This is a genomic window from Streptomyces sp. 142MFCol3.1, from assembly GCF_000424945.1.
Lineage (GTDB): Bacteria > Actinomycetota > Actinomycetes > Streptomycetales > Streptomycetaceae > Streptomyces > Streptomyces siamensis.
On sequence record NZ_AUKV01000031.1, the window covers coordinates 70,763 to 84,792 of the forward strand.

Here is a 14,030-nt window from a genome sequence, read left to right on the forward strand (position 1 = left end):
TTTTAGGTCTGGCTTAAATTTCGCCTTGGTACAGTGCCGGTATGGCCGAACCGATGGGGCTGCGCGAACGCAAGAAGATCCAGACGGCGAAGCGGATCTACCGGATCGCCGTCGCGCTGTTCGTCGAGCGCGGCTTCGACAACGTGTCCGTCCAGGAGGTCGCCGACGCCGCCGAGGTGTCGAAGATGACCGTCTTCAACTACTTCGGCTCCAAGGAGGACCTGGTCTTCCGGCCCATGGAGGAGCACTTCGGCGACGCCGCCCGGGCCGTGCGCGAGCGGCACCCCGGCGAGTCCGCGGTGGACGCCGTGCGCCGGCAGTTCCTGGAGATGGTCGAGACCCGGGACCCGGCGGTCGGCCTGCACGCCGAGCCCTTCGCCGGTCAGGTGCGCCGGCTGGTCATGGAGACCCCGGCCCTGATGGAACGCGCCGTCCTCGGCGCCCAGAAGGGCACCCGCGACCTGGCCGCGCTCCTCGCCGAGGAGACCGGGGACCCGATGCTCGCCGTCATCGCCGCCGCCACGCTGAGCGCCGCCCGCAACGCCCTCATCGAGGAGCACCACGACCGCATCGCCGCGGGCGAGAGCCCGGACGCCGTCGCCGCGGACGCCGCCGAGCGCGCCCGGCACGCCTTCGCCCTGATCGAGGACGGCCTGAGCGGTTACGCCGTGAAGGCATAGGCTCGCGGTCATGCCCCCGGCCAAGAAGCGCGTGCGCACGTACGACCCCGCCAAGATCCGCGCGGCGGTCCTCGCCCAGTTCGGGAACGTACGGCAGGGCGTCGACTCCCTGACGCCGGGGCAACTCGCGCTTCCTTCCGGGCTGGGCGACTGGAGCGTGCGGGAACTCGTCGCGCACATCGGGACGGCCCTCGGCGCGGTGGGCGTGCTGCTCGGCCGGCCCGAGCCGGCGCGGCAGGACGGCACGCTGCTCGACTGGCCGTCCGCCATCCACGCCGACTCCCCGGCCATCGCCGCGTACGCCCATGAGCTCGCCGAGCGGACCCCCGACCTCGCCGCCCACCTCGCCGACACCGAACGGCACTTCACCGCGCTCCTCGCCGAACACCCGGGCGCCCGGCTGCTCGACACCAGCGCCGGCGCCCTGCTGCTCGCCGACTACCTGGTCACCCGCACCGTCGAACTCGTCGTCCACACCGACGACCTGAACCGCGCCGTGCCCGGACTCGACATCCCGTACGACCGCCAGGCGCTCGCCGCCTGCACCCGGCTGCTCGCCGACACCCTCGCCGTGAAGGCGCCCGGTGCGTCCACGGAGGTGCGGATCCCGCCGTACGCCGTCGTGCAGTGCGTGGAAGGCCCCCGGCACACCCGCGGCACCCCGCCGAACGTCGTCGAGACCGACCCGCTGACCTGGATCCGGCTGGCGGCCGGACGCACGAAGTGGAAGGCGGCCGTCGAGGACGCGAAGGTCAGCGCGAGCGGGGAACGGGCCGATCTCGGCGCCCTGCTGCCCCTCATGAGCTGAGCCCACGACCGCGCGGGGAAGCCCCGGCGCCGCCGCCCGGGCGCTCGCCCGATGAGGCGAGCCCGCCGCGCTGTCCGCGGGGCCTGTCCGCGGGTCCCGCTGGCGCCCCGGTCGCGGGTCCGCCGCCCGCGAGGCAAACCCGCCGCGCTGTCCGCCGCGCCTGTCCGCGGGGCCCGCCGGTCCGCCGGTCGCGGGTCCGCCGTCATTCCGGGGACGTTCCGCCGCCCTCCATGGACAGGCCCGTCGTCACCCCCCGAGGGGAACCGACCACCCCACCCCTCCCGTCACATCGGCATGGACAAGCAGCGACTGACCCTCACCGCCCTGACCCTGCTCCCCCTCGCGGTGGCCTGCGGCACCGAGCCGGGCAGCGGCAGCAACTCCGTGGGACCGGGCTCGTCACCGGTCACCGGCGTCCACTGGACCGTCGACAGCCTCACCGTGGACGGCACGACGACGAAGGCACCCGCGAGCGCCTACCTGCGGATCGGCGCGGACGGCCGCGTCAGCGGCAACGCCGGCTGCAACAGCTTCGGCTCGACCGCCACCGTCAAGGGCGACCGCGTCGACTTCGGGGACGTCAGCATGACCGACATGGGCTGCCAGAAGGCCCCCATGGCCTTCGAGCAGCGCCTCGGCCGCGCGATCGCCGACGGCGGGCTCACCAGCGAGGTCAAGGGCGACAAGCTCACCCTCACCACCCGTGACGGTGACCGCGTCAACCTCACCAAGGAGCAGGACGCCCCCCTCTACGGCACGAAGTGGACCGTCACCGCGCTCGGCGACGCGAACGTCTCCCAGTCCCTGCCCAAGGGGGCCGACGCCTACTTCGTGCTCGACAAGAAGGACGGCACGCTGTCCGGCCGCCTCGGCTGCAACCACGTGTCCGCCGAGGCCACCGTCCGCGACGGCCACCTCACCCTCGGCAGGGCCAAGACCACCCGCATGATGTGCGACGGCTCACTCGTGGCCACCGAGAAGACCCTCCTGGGCCTCTTCGACAGCACGGTCCGCTACGACTTGGATCACCGCACCCTCACGCTGACCAGCACAAACGGCTCCGTCGTCAGCGCCGTGGCCGAGCGGTGACCCATCAGGGTCCCGTATCCCCAATTCGGACCAGTGGTCGATCTCGCCTACACTCGGAGCCGTGCCACGTGGTGACGGTCGACTCAATCATGATCTGCTCCCCGGTGAGAAAGGCCCCCAGGACGCTTGCGGCGTCTTCGGGGTCTGGGCTCCGGGCGAAGAGGTCGCCAAGCTCACTTACTTCGGGCTCTACGCCCTCCAGCATCGGGGTCAGGAATCCGCGGGAATCGCGGTCAGCAACGGCTCCCAGATCCTCGTCTTCAAGGACATGGGCCTCGTGTCCCAGGTCTTCGACGAGACCTCCCTCGGTTCCCTCCAGGGTCACATCGCGGTCGGTCACGCCCGCTACTCGACCACCGGTGCCTCCGTCTGGGAGAACGCCCAGCCGACGTTCCGTGCCACCGCGCACGGCTCCATCGCGCTCGGCCACAACGGCAACCTCGTCAACACGGCTCAGCTCGCCGAGATGGTCGCCGACCTGCCCAAGCAGGACGGCCGCACCACGCGCGTTGCGGCCACGAACGACACCGACCTGCTGACCGCGCTGCTCGCGGCCCAGGTGGACGACGACGGCAAGCCGCTGACCATCGAAGAGGCCTCCGCCAAGATCCTCCCGCAGGTCAGGGGCGCCTTCAGCCTCGTCTTCATGGACGAGCACACCCTCTACGCGGCCCGCGACCCGCAGGGCATCCGCCCGCTGGTCCTGGGCCGTCTGGAGCGCGGCTGGGTGGTCGCCTCCGAGTCCGCCGCCCTCGACATCTGCGGTGCCAGCTACGTCCGCGAGATCGAGCCGGGCGAGTTCGTCGCCATCGACGAGAACGGCCTGCGCACCTCTCGGTTCGCGGAAGCGAAGCCCAAGGGCTGTGTCTTCGAGTACGTCTACCTGGCGCGCCCCGACACCGACATCGCCGGCCGGAACGTGTACCTCTCGCGGGTCGAGATGGGCCGCAAGCTCGCCAAGGAAGCCCCTGTCGAGGCCGACCTGGTGATAGCGACCCCGGAGTCCGGGACGCCCGCAGCGATCGGATACGCGGAAGCCTCCGGCATCCCGTTCGGTGCCGGTCTGGTGAAGAACGCCTATGTCGGCCGGACCTTCATCCAGCCCTCGCAGACGATCCGTCAGCTCGGCATCCGTCTGAAGCTGAACCCGCTCAAGGAAGTCATCAAGGGCAAGCGCCTGGTCGTCGTGGACGACTCGATCGTGCGCGGCAACACCCAGCGCGCCCTGGTGCGCATGCTCCGTGAGGCGGGCGCCGCCGAGGTCCACATCCGGATCTCCTCGCCCCCGGTGAAGTGGCCCTGCTTCTTCGGCATCGACTTCGCGACTCGCGCCGAGCTGATCGCCAACGGCATGACCATCGAGGAGATCGGCGTCTCGCTGGGTGCCGACTCCCTCTCGTACATCTCCATCGACGGCATGATCGAGGCGACCACCATCGCCAAGCCGAACCTGTGCCGGGCCTGCTTCGACGGCGAGTACCCGATGGAGCTCCCGGACCCCGAGCTGCTCGGCAAGCAGCTCCTGGAGACCGAGCTGGCGGCGGGTCCCGCCGCCACGGCCGCGGCTGACGCCATCCGTCGCCCGTAAGCGCCGTAGAGCCCCGTTTCACCAACCCGAAAGATCCCAGGCAATGTCTGAGACCAGTCCTTCCGGTGCTTCCTACGCGGCTGCCGGCGTCGACATCGAGGCGGGCGACCGCGCCGTCGAGCTGATGAAGGAGTGGGTGAAGAAGACGCAGCGCCCCGAGGTCCTGGGCGGCCTCGGCGGTTTCGCCGGCCTCTTCGACGCCTCGGCCCTCAAGCGCTTCGAGCGCCCGCTGCTCGCCTCCGCCACCGACGGCGTGGGCACCAAGGTCGACATCGCCCGCCAGATGGGCGTCTACGACACGATCGGCCACGACCTGGTCGCGATGGTCATGGACGACATCGTGGTGTGCGGCGCCGAGCCGCTCTTCATGACCGACTACATCTGCGTCGGCAAGGTCCACCCGGAGCGCGTCGCCGCGATCGTGAAGGGCATCGCCGAGGGCTGTGTCCTCGCGGGCTGCGCCCTCGTGGGCGGCGAGACGGCGGAGCACCCGGGCCTGCTCGGTCCGGACGACTTCGACGTGGCGGGCGCCGGCACCGGCGCGGTGGAGGCAGACCTGCTGCTCGGCGCGGATCGCATCCGTACGGGTGACGCGGTGATCGCCATGGCGGCCTCCGGTCTTCACTCGAACGGGTACTCGCTGGTCCGGCACGTCCTCTTCGACCGGGCGAACCTGAACCTCGACCAGCACATCGAGGAGTTCGGCCGCACGCTCGGCGAGGAGCTCCTCGAGCCCACCAAGATCTACTCGCTGGACTGTCTCGCGCTGACCCGGACCACCGAGGTGCACGCCTTCAGCCACGTCACCGGCGGTGGGCTCGCGGCCAACCTGGCCCGTGTCGTCCCGGACGGCCTGCACGCGGTCGTCGACCGCGGGACCTGGACCCCCGCCCCGGTGTTCGAACTGGTCGGGAAGCGGGGCGAGGTTGAGCGGCTGGAGCTGGAGAAGACCCTCAACATGGGCGTCGGCATGATCGCGATCGTCCCCGAGGAGTCCACGGACGTCGCCCTCGCCACCCTCGCGGATCGCGGTGTGGACGCCTGGATCGCCGGTGAGATCACCGAGCGCGGCGACCACGCGACGGGCGCGGAGCTGGTCGGCGACTACGCGAACTGAGGCCCGTCGGGCAGCACGAAACCCGGTCCGGCGCTGAAGGCCCGGACCGGGTGAGGTGCACAGGTGCAGTCGCTACGACATGTCCGCTAGGCGAGATCTACGAGAAATCCGCTACGAGAGATCGCGGGAACTGCGAAGGACGCTTGCGTCAAGCGCCGCGACGCTGCGACTGGGGACCGGACTGATCGTCCTCGTCCTCGTCGTCGTCGTTGTAGAGATCCGCGTACTGGGCGTACGGGTCGTCTTCCTCGTCGTCGTCCTCGAACGGCTCGCCATTCGGCGGCTGGCTCGAAGTCGAAGCGCCCAGCTCGTTGGCCAGACGCGACAGGTCAGTCCCGCCGCTGTTGTACTTCAGCTGGCGGGCGACCTTCGTCTGCTTGGCCTTGGCCCGGCCGCGCCCCATGGCTCGACCCCCTCGGTGACGGGGCTCGACGGCCCCAGAGTCTTGACACGCGTTCATGATCTAGAACGGGCTCTCCGTGGAGAGACCGGTCCGTAGGGCTTCCACGGTACCTGAGCCCGCGCCCATACGGTACGTCGCCCGCAGGACGCGCCTTCGCCCAGAACCCGCGAGGTGCCCCGTCCCCGCTGGTCAACCGCGATTTTAACCTCTTCTTGGCGTACGACCCGCCGACAGACGTGAGAGTTCTCTCTAAGCGTTCCGTCGGCGGGTCCCTGACAAGTGCCCCAGGGGCCGGAATGCGCGGCTCCGGGGTCAGTGGCGCCGCGCCTCGGCCATCCTCTGCTCGGCGATCCGGTCGGCCGCGGCGGCCGGCGGAATCCCGTCCTCCTTCGCACGTGCGAATATGGCGAGCGTCGTGTCGAAGATCTTCGACGCCTTCGCCCTGCACCGGTCGAAGTCGAAGCCGTGCAGCTCGTCGGCGACCTGGATGACTCCGCCCGCGTTGACCACGTAGTCGGGGGCGTACAGGATCCCGCGGTCCGCGAGGTCCTTCTCGACGCCCGGGTGCGCCAGCTGGTTGTTGGCGGCACCGCACACGACCTTGGCGGTGAGCACCGGCACGGACAGATCGTTCAGCGCGCCGCCCAGCGCGCACGGCGCGTAGATGTCGAGGCCCTCGGTGCGGATGAGTGCCTCGGTGTCGGCGACGGCCGTGACGCGGGAGGGGTGCCGCTCCAGGATCCGCTGCACGGACTCGGGCCGCACATCGGTGATCACGACCTCGGCGCCGTCGTCGAGCAGATGCTGCACGAGGTGGTGCCCGACCTTGCCGACACCGGCGACGCCGACCTTGCGGCCGCGCAGGGTGGGGTCGCCCCACAGGTGCTGGGCCGAGGCCCGCATGCCCTGGAAGACACCGAAGGCGGTGAGCACGGAGGAGTCGCCGGCGCCGCCGTTCTCGGGCGAGCGGCCGGTGGTCCAGCGGCACTCGCGTGCCACGACGTCCATGTCGGCGACGTACGTGCCGACGTCGCAGGCGGTCACGTACCGGCCACCGAGCGAGGCCACGAACCGTCCGTACGCGAGCAGCAGCTCCTCGGACTTGATCCGGTCCGGGTCGCCGATGATCACGGCCTTGCCGCCGCCGTGGTCGAGACCGGCCATGGCGTTCTTGTACGACATCCCGCGCGACAGGTTGAGGGCGTCGGCGACGGCCGCCTCCTCGCTCGCGTACGGGTAGAAGCGCGTACCGCCGAGGGCGGGGCCCAGGGCGGTGGAGTGGATGGCGATGACGGCCTTGAGGCCGGTGGCGCGGTCCTGGCAGAGCACGACTTGCTCGTGGCCGCCCTGGTCCGAGTGGAACAGGGTGTGCAGGACGCCGTCGGTTACGTCGGTCACTGTGGTGACTCCCAGGTAATAAGCGGCGGTTGAGTGCGGAGCCCGTGCGGGTGGCGGGCTTCGTGGGCATGAGGGTAGAGCCTGCACCCGCCCGCTATCGGTGCAGTGTTCAGGATCACCTACCTGTGGCGTACAGCCATGGTTCGATTTGCATAGATTTCTCGTCAGGTCGTGCGTGGATTTCGCTGGTTTTCCCGGTTGCCGACGGGGGAGGGAGCAGGCGTGCCGAAGGTGTCCTCCGTGATCGTCCCCTATGCGTCGTACCTACGGGTGTACGAACCGCTGGCCGCCTTTCCGGAACCGGAGCGCGGTCGCTGGGCGCGCTACGCCCGCCGCGCCGACCGGCCCTCGTACCAGGACGAACTGCGCCGCTCGCTGGCCGACTTGCTGCCCACCCCGCCTGTGCCCGTCCCGGTGCACGAGAGTGGCGAGGCCTTCGTGCTGGAGGTCGAGGGGGTGGTGTGCGTCTGTCCCTGGCAGACCCGGCTGCGCGGCTGGCTGGCCCTGGGCGACCTGGCCGAGGAGTTCCCGGCGCCCGTGCTCGACGCGGTCCTGCCGCCCCTGGTGCGCCACCAGGCCACCCAGGACTACGAGCGCTGGCTGGCCGCCAACCCCGACGCCCGCCCGTGGATCCGCTCCGCGACCTGGCAGGTGCCGCTGAACTGGTTCGTGCTGGTCTCCGACGAGGAGCGGGAGTACGAGAAGGGGGCGGGGCCCGGCGGGGCCGAGCCGGTGTTGCGCTACCGGACGCCGATGGTGCAGGCCCGGCGGCGGACGGCCCGGGCCCTGAAGACGCTCAAGGACACCCTCGACGACGGCCCCCTGATCGAGGGCCTGGTGGACGTGGGGCGCTGGCTGGAGGAGTTCCACCCGCGTTCGCTGGTGGAACTGGACTACGGGGGGCTCGTGCACGCCCTGCCGGCCGGGCACCTGGAGGGCGACCACTCGGCCGCGGACGTCGCCGAGGGCATCGAGGCGCTGCGCGCCGGGGACGGCGCCACGGCGGGCGAGGCGTACGGGCGGCTGGTGGAGCGCTGGCGCGCGGTCCGGGACCGGCGTTCCGCGAACTGACGCGCGGCGGGCGAAGGGCCCGCCTGGGGCGGTCTGCCGGGGTGTGATCTGCTTCTCACCGGCGGGGTGTCGAACTCGCGTATGGTCCTCACACGCTGAAGGACCCTCACCCCAGGACGTAGGTCCTGATCCGGGCTTATGCGTCAAGCGTGTGTCAAGGGTGACGGACGGCACTTACCTGACTCTTGCATCGCTTGCCCCTCCCCATGCCAAAATAGGACAAGGAGTCCGGGGGAGGACTCTATCCGCCCACGTATGGGTGGAATCTCAGCATTGCACGCTATGGGGGGTCTGATGACTCCTGATCGCCCTGTGACTGATCGTCACAGTGGCGTGACTGTCCGCTATGGCATGGTCCATCGGCTTCCGTCGCTGATGAACACCTGGGAGGGCAATTCCATCGGTTTGGCCGACGCGGCTGGACAGATGGTGTAGTTGTAGTGCCGAGGACAAGCCGTTCGTCCTATAACCGACTCGACTCGCGTCCGCCATTTCGGGCAACGCGGGTCAAGGTGCAGAATTTAGAGGAAAGAACCGAGAAGGTTCGGTTCTCCCGAGGAGGCCGCTCATGACCGCTCGCACCCCTGATGCCGAGCCGCTGCTGACCCCGGCTGAGGTCGCCACGATGTTCCGCGTCGACCCCAAGACGGTCACGCGGTGGGCGAAGGCCGGCAAGCTCACGTCCATTCGCACGCTCGGCGGGCATCGCCGTTACCGCGAGGCTGAGGTCCGCGCACTGCTCGCGGGTATCCCGCAGCAGCGCAGCGAGGCCTGAACAACTACATAACCGGACAAATCGGCAGGTCCCCCAACCCGTCGAGGCGTCCACACCAAAGCTCCAAGCGACGCGGGTTCTGCCCCAACAGAGCCCACGCCCAGGCTTTCTAGGCAAGTGACAAGGGTGCGTCGTCGATCGCGCTGGACTCCGCCGGGTCCAGCGCGATCTTTTTTGTGCCAGGACCATGTCCCGGTGGCCGGCCAGTGAGCGGCCTTGTCGGAGTCTGGGGGGCGGTGTCGGATCTTCTACCCGAGGCCCCGATCGGCGGTGCAATTGCACATATTAAATTGACCAGTTGTAGGTGGGGTGTAAGTTCCGCACTTCTGAAAACTTATGCGGTGACTCCCGTCACATGACACAGTCCTTGTTACGCGCGAGCCTTCTGAGCTAAGGGAGTTGGGGCCGTGTGCGCCGGGGCGCACGCCCAGCGTGCCACCGGGTGGTGACCGCGTCGCACGCCTTTGGTCACGCCTTCGAGGGACTTTCGTCCTCGGCGGCGCTCTCGATGTCCTCCTCGCCGCGCGGGCCGGGTTCCATGGCCAGTCGCAGGAGCTGGTGGCAGATCGGACAGTGCCGCGTCAGATGGCGGTACCCGGAGGCGGCCGACAGGTGGGCGCGCAGCAGTGCTCGCGTCTCGTGCCTAGCGGTCGCCGCCATACGCACCTCCAGGGGGTCGAGGGCCCTGGTTTCCGGGGTACCGGCGGAATGTGACGCCGTCAAGAGACGGTGCGCCCTCGTGGCCCTCCTCCGGGCCGTCCACGGCCGCTGCGGACGCGTACGAGCCGCTGTGGGCGCCTGCGGACCTCCGGGCTTCGGGGGCGTGCCCACGGGCCCGCCGCTGCCCGCACATGCGAAAGGCCCGGAGCCGAAGCTCCGGGCCTTTGTTCACTGCGGTCCTGACGGGATTTGAACCCGCGGCCTCCACCTTGACAGGGTGGCGAGCACTCCAAACTGCTCCACAGGACCTGGGAGCCCCTCCCGGACGCTCAAGGCACCGGGGGGAGTTTCGCAGTGCGATTCGTGCGTTGCGCTGCGAGAAGAGACTGTACAGGAGGGTGGCCCCGGGGTCGAACTCACCCAGCGTGCGGGCTCGATCACGGTGCGGCCGCGTCGATCGCCTTCACGATCCGCTTGTCGGAGACGGGGTACGCCGTGCCGAGCGCGTGGGCGAAATAGCTGACCCGGAGCTCCTCGATCATCCAGCGGATGTCCAGGACCTGCTGCGGGACCGGACGGCCCTGCGGCAGCTGCTCCAGCAGCCACGCGTACTCGTCCTGCATCTCGTGGACCTTCTCCATGCGCGTGGTGTCCCGCTGCACGTTCGTCGGCATCTGCTGGAGCCGGCGGTCGGCGGCCACCAGGTAGCGCATCAGGTCGGGCAGCCGGCGGAGCCCGGTCTCCGTGACGAAGCCGGGCTTCACCAGGGCGTCCAGCTGGCCGCGCACATCCGTGAGGTTCGTCAGCAGCGTGGGGCTCCTGACGCCCTTCAGACGGCGCTCACAGGACTGCCAGGCGGCCAGCACCTGCTGCACCTGCCCGACCGTGCGGACCGTCGTGTCGACGATCTCGGCGCGCACCTTGTCGTACAGCTTCCGGTACGACTCCTCGTCCCACGCCGGGCCGCCGAAGTCACCGATGAGCTTGTCCGCCGCCGCCATGGCGCAGTCGTCGAACAGGGCCTGCACCGAGCCGTGCGGGTTCGCCGACAGGGCGAGCTTCTGGGCGTTGCTGAGCTTGTCCGACGCGAACTTGCCCGGGTTGACCGGGATGTTGCGCAGGATCAGCCGGCGCGTGCCCTTCCACATGGCCTGCTGCTGCTCGGCCTCCGTGTCGAAGAGCCGTACGGAGACGGTGTCGCCGTCGTCGACGAGCGCCGGGTACGCCTTCACGGGCTGGCCCGCCCGGCGGGTCTCGAAGACACGGGTCAGCGAGCCGATCGTCCAGTCCGCCAGCCCGGTGCGCTCCAGGGACTCACCGCCCGTGCGCTCGGCCGTCGCCGCCGCGGCCTGCGAGATCGCCTTGCGCGCCTTCGGCTTCAGGCGCAGCTTCAGGGCCTGAAGATCCTTGTCCTCGTCGAGCTTGCGGCGCCGCTCGTCGACGATCCGGAAAGTGATCTTCAGGTGGTCGGGGAGCCGGGACCAGTCGAAGTCGTCGGCCGTGAGCGGCACGCCGACCATCCGCTTCAGCTCGCGCGCCATGGTGGCGGTGAGCGGCTCCTGGAGGGGAACCGCCCGCTCCAGGAACCGCTGGGCGAAGTTCGGGGCCGGGACGTAGTTGCGGCGGATCGGCTTCGGGAGGGAGCGGATGAGCTCGGTGACGACCTCTTCGCGCAGGCCCGGGATCTGCCAGTCGAAGCCCTCGTCCGTGACCTGGTTGAGGACCTGGAGCGGAATGTGGACGGTCACGCCGTCCGCGTCCGCGCCCGGCTCGAACTGGTACGTCACCTTGAACTTCAGCGGGCCCTGCCGCCACGTGTCCGGGTAGTCGTCCTTGCTGACGTCGCCGGCGCGCTCGTTGATCAGCATCGAGCGCTCGAAGTCGAGGAGTTCGGGCTCGTCGTGGCGCTTGTGCTTCCACCAGGAGTCGAAGTGCGCTCCGGACACCACGTGCTCGGGCACCCGCTGGTCGTAGAAGTCGAACAGCGTCTCGTCGTCCACGAGGATGTCGCGGCGCCGTGCCCGGTGCTCCAGCTCCTCGACCTCGGTCAGCAGCTTGCGGTTGTCGGCGAAGAACTTGTGGTGCGTGCGCCAGTCGCCCTCGACGAGGGCATTGCGAATAAAGAGCTCCCGGGACGCCTCCGGGTCGATCCGCCCGTAGTTCACCTTGCGCTGGGCGACGATCGGCACGCCGTAGAGGGTGACCTTCTCGTACGCCATCACCGCGGCCTGGTCCTTCTCCCAGTGCGGTTCGCTGTACGTCCGCTTCAGCAGGTGCCCGGCGAGCGGCTCGACCCATTCGGGCTCGATCTTCGCGTTGACGCGCGCCCACAGCCGCGAGGTCTCCACCAGCTCGGCGGACATCACGAACCGCGGGGGCTTCTTGAACAGGGCGGAGCCCGGGAAGACCGCGAACTTGGCGTTGCGGGCTCCCAGGTACTCGTTCTTCGCGCCGTCCTTGACGTCCTTCATCCCGACGTGCGAGAGCAGGCCCGCGAGCAGCGACACATGGATGCTCTGGTCGGCCGCGTCCTCCTCGTTCAGGTGGATGCCCATCTGCTTGGCGACCGTGCGCAGCTGGGAGTAGATGTCCTGCCACTCGCGGATGCGCAGGAAGTTCAGGTACTCCTGCTTGCACATGCGGCGGAACGCGGACGAACCGCGCTCCTTCTGCTGCTCGCGGACGTACCGCCACAGGTTGAGGAAGGCGAGGAAGTCGCTCGTCTCGTCCTTGAAGCGGGCGTGCTGCTGGTCGGCCTGCGCCTGCTTGTCGGAGGGGCGTTCGCGCGGGTCCTGGATGGAGAGCGCGGCGGCGATCACCATGACCTCGCGCACACAGCCGTTCCTGTCGGCCTCCAGCACCATGCGGGCCAGGCGCGGGTCCACCGGCAGCTGGGCGAGCTTGCGGCCGGTCTGCGTGAGCCGCTTGCGTACGTCCTTCTGGGCCGGGTCCAACGCGCCCAGTTCCTGCAGGAGTTGGACGCCGTCACGGATGTTGCGGTGGTCCGGCGGGTCGATGAACGGGAACTTCTCGATGTCCCCGAGGCCTGCCGCGGTCATCTGGAGGATGACGGAGGCGAGGTTCGTACGGAGGATCTCCGCGTCCGTGAACTCCGGACGGGCGTCGAAGTCGTCCTCGGAGTAGAGGCGGATGCAGATGCCGTCGGACGTACGGCCGCAGCGGCCCTTGCGCTGGTTGGCGCTCGCCTGCGAGACCGGCTCGATGGGCAGCCGCTGGACCTTGGTGCGGTGGCTGTACCGGGAGATCCGGGCGGTGCCCGGGTCGATGACGTACTTGATCCCGGGGACGGTCAGCGAGGTCTCGGCGACGTTGGTCGCCAGAACGATCCTGCGGCCGGTGTGCGGCTGGAACACCCGGTGCTGCTCGGCGTGCGAGAGGCGGGCGTACAGCGGCAGCACCTCCGTGAACCGGTAGTTCTTCTTCGTCAGCGCGTCGGCGGTGTCACGGATCTCCCGCTCGCCGGAGAGGAAGACCAGGATGTCGCCCTTGCCCTCGGCCTGGAGCTCCTCGACGGCGTCGCAGATCGCGGTGATCTGGTCGCGGTCGGCGTCCTCGGAGTCCTCCTCCAGAAGGGGCCGGTACCGCACCTCCACGGGATACGTCCGCCCGCTGACCTCGACGATCGGGGCGTCCCCGAAGTGCCGTGAGAAGCGCTCCGGGTCGATGGTCGCGGAGGTGATGACGACCTTGAGGTCCGGCCGCTTGGGCAGCAGCTGGGCGAGGTAGCCCAGCAGGAAGTCGATGTTGAGGGACCGCTCGTGGGCCTCGTCGATGATGATCGTGTCGTACGCGCGCAGCTCGCGGTCCGTCTGGATCTCGGCGAGCAGGATGCCGTCCGTCATCAGCTTGACGAAGGTGTTGTCCTGGTTCACCTGGTCGGTGAAGCGGACCTTCCAGCCGACGGCCTCGCCGAGGGGGGTGTCCAGCTCCTCCGCGACGCGCTCGGCGACCGTGCGGGCGGCGATGCGGCGGGGCTGGGTGTGCCCGATCATGCCGCGCACGCCGCGTCCCAGGTCGAGGCAGATCTTGGGGATCTGGGTGGTCTTGCCGGAGCCGGTCTCACCCGCGACGATCACGACCTGGTGATCGCGGATGGCGTCCGCGATCTCGCCCCTCTTCTGGCTGACCGGCAGCTGTTCGGGGTACGTGACGGCAGGTATGCGCGCGGCGCGCTCGGCCATGCGGGCCTCGCACTTGGTGACCTCGGCCTCGATCTCGGCGAGGACGGCCGTGCGGGCCTCGGGCTTGCGGATCTTGCGTGCGCCTTCGAGCCTGCGCCCGAGCCGGTGCGCGTCGCGCAGGGACAGCTCGGCCAGGCGGGGGGCGAGATCGGCCAGGGCGGGGGCGGGATGCGTAGACATACGCGGTCCAGGATCTCACCTCCGTGAAATGACTGGCGAACGCTTTTGCCCCGGGAGCG

The 14,030-nt window shown here is 69.5% G+C and carries 11 protein-coding genes and 1 tRNA gene; 7 read left to right on the top strand and 5 right to left on the bottom strand.

Going from position 1 to position 14,030, the window contains the following annotated elements; genetic code table 11:
• Window positions 1-41 precede the first annotated feature (41 nt).
• The 5 genes from H305_RS0134845 to purM all read left to right on the top strand — a co-directional run bounded on the left by H305_RS0134845 (window position 42) and on the right by purM (window position 5,282).
• On the top strand, window positions 42-680 hold the full coding sequence (locus H305_RS0134845; RefSeq protein WP_028804525.1) for a TetR/AcrR family transcriptional regulator: 639 nt from the start codon (window positions 42-44) through the stop codon (window positions 678-680).
• Window positions 681-690: 10 nt separating this feature from the next.
• Complete coding sequence (locus tag H305_RS0134850; protein WP_028804526.1) at window positions 691-1,488, top strand: maleylpyruvate isomerase family mycothiol-dependent enzyme; 798 nt, start codon at window positions 691-693, stop codon at window positions 1,486-1,488.
• Window positions 1,489-1,782: 294 nt separating this feature from the next.
• On the top strand, window positions 1,783-2,577 hold the full coding sequence (locus tag H305_RS0134855; RefSeq protein WP_028804527.1) for an META domain-containing protein: 795 nt from the start codon (window positions 1,783-1,785) through the stop codon (window positions 2,575-2,577).
• A 61-nt stretch (window positions 2,578-2,638) separates the two neighbouring features.
• Window positions 2,639-4,165, top strand: a complete 1,527-nt coding sequence (purF, locus tag H305_RS0134860) for an amidophosphoribosyltransferase (RefSeq protein ID WP_028804528.1) — start codon at window positions 2,639-2,641, stop codon at window positions 4,163-4,165.
• Between the two features lie 43 nt (window positions 4,166-4,208).
• The gene (gene purM / locus H305_RS0134865) at window positions 4,209-5,282 is read left to right on the top strand and encodes a phosphoribosylformylglycinamidine cyclo-ligase (protein ID WP_028804529.1); all 1,074 of its coding nucleotides are present in this window, start codon (window positions 4,209-4,211) and stop codon (window positions 5,280-5,282) included.
• A gap of 148 nt (window positions 5,283-5,430) precedes the next feature.
• Here purM and H305_RS0134870 read toward each other — a convergent pair whose 3' ends face one another.
• Together H305_RS0134870 and H305_RS0134875 are read right to left on the bottom strand one after the other, a co-directional pair.
• Complete coding sequence (locus H305_RS0134870) at window positions 5,431-5,685, bottom strand: DUF3073 domain-containing protein (protein WP_028804530.1); 255 nt, start codon at window positions 5,683-5,685, stop codon at window positions 5,431-5,433.
• A 312-nt stretch (window positions 5,686-5,997) separates the two neighbouring features.
• Window positions 5,998-7,083 carry a Leu/Phe/Val dehydrogenase gene (locus H305_RS0134875; protein ID WP_028804531.1) on the bottom strand — a complete coding sequence of 362 codons (1,086 nt, stop codon included), beginning with the start codon at window positions 7,081-7,083 and terminating at the stop codon, window positions 5,998-6,000.
• Window positions 7,084-7,305: 222 nt separating this feature from the next.
• On the opposite strand from H305_RS0134875, the gene H305_RS0134880 reads away from it, so the two are divergent.
• Entirely contained in the window at window positions 7,306-8,154 is an 849-nt protein-coding gene (locus H305_RS0134880) for a hypothetical protein (protein WP_028804532.1), read from the top strand.
• 568 nt (window positions 8,155-8,722) lie between these two features.
• Complete coding sequence (bldC, locus tag H305_RS0134885) at window positions 8,723-8,929, top strand: developmental transcriptional regulator BldC (RefSeq protein WP_003949541.1); 207 nt, start codon at window positions 8,723-8,725, stop codon at window positions 8,927-8,929.
• A gap of 468 nt (window positions 8,930-9,397) precedes the next feature.
• Here bldC and H305_RS0134890 read toward each other — a convergent pair whose 3' ends face one another.
• From H305_RS0134890 to hrpA, 3 genes are all read right to left on the bottom strand, one after another.
• Entirely contained in the window at window positions 9,398-9,589 is a 192-nt protein-coding gene (locus H305_RS0134890) for a DUF6274 family protein (protein ID WP_028804533.1), read from the bottom strand.
• A gap of 234 nt (window positions 9,590-9,823) precedes the next feature.
• Window positions 9,824-9,898 (bottom strand) — tRNA-Asp (locus tag H305_RS0134895).
• 128 nt (window positions 9,899-10,026) lie between these two features.
• Window positions 10,027-13,971, bottom strand: a complete 3,945-nt coding sequence (gene hrpA / locus H305_RS0134900; RefSeq protein WP_028804534.1) for an ATP-dependent RNA helicase HrpA — start codon at window positions 13,969-13,971, stop codon at window positions 10,027-10,029.
• Window positions 13,972-14,030 lie beyond the last annotated feature (59 nt).

Excerpts from the sequence above, each read along its gene's own strand:
- H305_RS0134845 (WP_028804525.1), top strand. The coding sequence starts at position 42 with ATGGCCGAACCGATGGGGCTGCGCGAACGCAAGAAGATCCAGACGGCG.
- H305_RS0134850 (WP_028804526.1), top strand. The coding sequence starts at position 691 with ATGCCCCCGGCCAAGAAGCGCGTGCGCACGTACGACCCCGCCAAGATC.
- H305_RS0134855 (WP_028804527.1), top strand. The coding sequence starts at position 1,783 with ATGGACAAGCAGCGACTGACCCTCACCGCCCTGACCCTGCTCCCCCTC.
- purM (WP_028804529.1), top strand. The coding sequence starts at position 4,209 with ATGTCTGAGACCAGTCCTTCCGGTGCTTCCTACGCGGCTGCCGGCGTC.
- H305_RS0134870 (WP_028804530.1), bottom strand. The coding sequence starts at position 5,685 with ATGGGGCGCGGCCGGGCCAAGGCCAAGCAGACGAAGGTCGCCCGCCAG.
- bldC (WP_003949541.1), top strand. The coding sequence starts at position 8,723 with ATGACCGCTCGCACCCCTGATGCCGAGCCGCTGCTGACCCCGGCTGAG.
- H305_RS0134890 (WP_028804533.1), bottom strand. The coding sequence starts at position 9,589 with ATGGCGGCGACCGCTAGGCACGAGACGCGAGCACTGCTGCGCGCCCAC.
- hrpA (WP_028804534.1), bottom strand. The coding sequence starts at position 13,971 with ATGTCTACGCATCCCGCCCCCGCCCTGGCCGATCTCGCCCCCCGCCTG.